This is a genomic window from Roseateles sp. P5_B10 (assembly GCF_056400485.1).
The window spans coordinates 1-1170 of sequence record NZ_JBFULE010001202.1; the positions used below are offsets into that span (position 1 = coordinate 1).

A 1170-nucleotide genomic window follows, 5' to 3' on the forward strand; every position below is an offset into this window, starting at 1 on the left:
CCCTCAACTGAGGGGGCGAAAGGCCTTATTTGGCTGTCGGTTGTTCTTACAATTTCCAACAGTCACCACCCTGATCAAATTGGCAAGACATTGAAAGTCAAGGAGTTTTCTGGTTTGGCATCAAGCTTGCTAGAAACCTCTCGAATGCGAATAAAAGCTGGTGACAGCCCAAAAGGAAAACCGATGAAAGCCCAAAAGTCCCGCTGGATTGCCCTGAGCGCCCTCGTCGCCGGCTTGAGCCTGGCTTCGAGCGCCCAAGCCTACTGGGGCCTGGACACCACGCCCACCACCACGGTCGGCGATAGCGGCAACGCCGCCTACACGGTTCAGATGTCGGGCTTCTACGCCTCCAACGACGTCAACAACAAGGTCAATGGCAACTGGACCAGCAGCGCGCTGACCCAGTTCGCGGGCAACGGCCAGGGCATGTACACCGGCACCGACAACGGCTCGCCCTATCACGCATTGGACAATAACCAGAATACCGAGGCGGTGCTGTTGAGCTTCAGCGCTTCGACCGTGCTGAGCAGCGTCGGCCTTGGCTTCACGTCCAAYGTCGAGATCAGCTGCAAGAACACCACCACGCAGGCGATGACGTACCAAAACGGCGGCACCTGCGGTGCAGGTACCACGCAAGTCGGCACCGGCCTGGTTGATGTGTCCGTGTTCCGCTGGACCGGCGCCGCAGCGCCCACGCTGACTGGCGCTGCAGCCGGCACGATGGCCGGCTGGGAACTGGTTGGCAACTATGGCGACATGGTTCAGGACACCAGCAATCCCTACAACTCGGTCAACGGCGCCGGCAAGACGTCCAGCTGGTGGCTGATTAGCGCCTACAACTCCGGTTTTGCTCAGACGGCCGGTGGCGCCAACAGCATCGCGACCGAAAACCGCGCCACGCTGACCAATGGCGACGATTTCTTCAAGCTCTACGCCGTGGCCGGCACCAAGTGCACGCAAGCCGTCGATTCCAAGGGCGTCTGCGGTGGCACCAACCTCAAGCTGCCCGAGCCCGCCTCGCTGGCCCTGACCAGCGTCGCTCTGGTCGGTGTCGCCGGCCTGCGTCGCCGCAAGGCAAAGCTCGCCGCCTGATCCGAGTCATCTCGACTGAAAGCCGCCTCCGGGCGGCTTTCTGCTTTCTGGAAACCAGCTCGCTGTTCTGTCCCAGGC

General features: G+C 61.2%; 1 protein-coding gene. It reads left to right on the top strand.

Annotated elements, in window-relative coordinates:
* Positions 1 to 183: 183 nt before the first annotated feature.
* Positions 184 to 1092, top strand: a complete 909-nt coding sequence (locus AC1DU6_RS32105) for a PEP-CTERM sorting domain-containing protein (protein ID WP_056201975.1) — start codon at positions 184 to 186, stop codon at positions 1090 to 1092.
* Positions 1093 to 1170 lie beyond the last annotated feature (78 nt).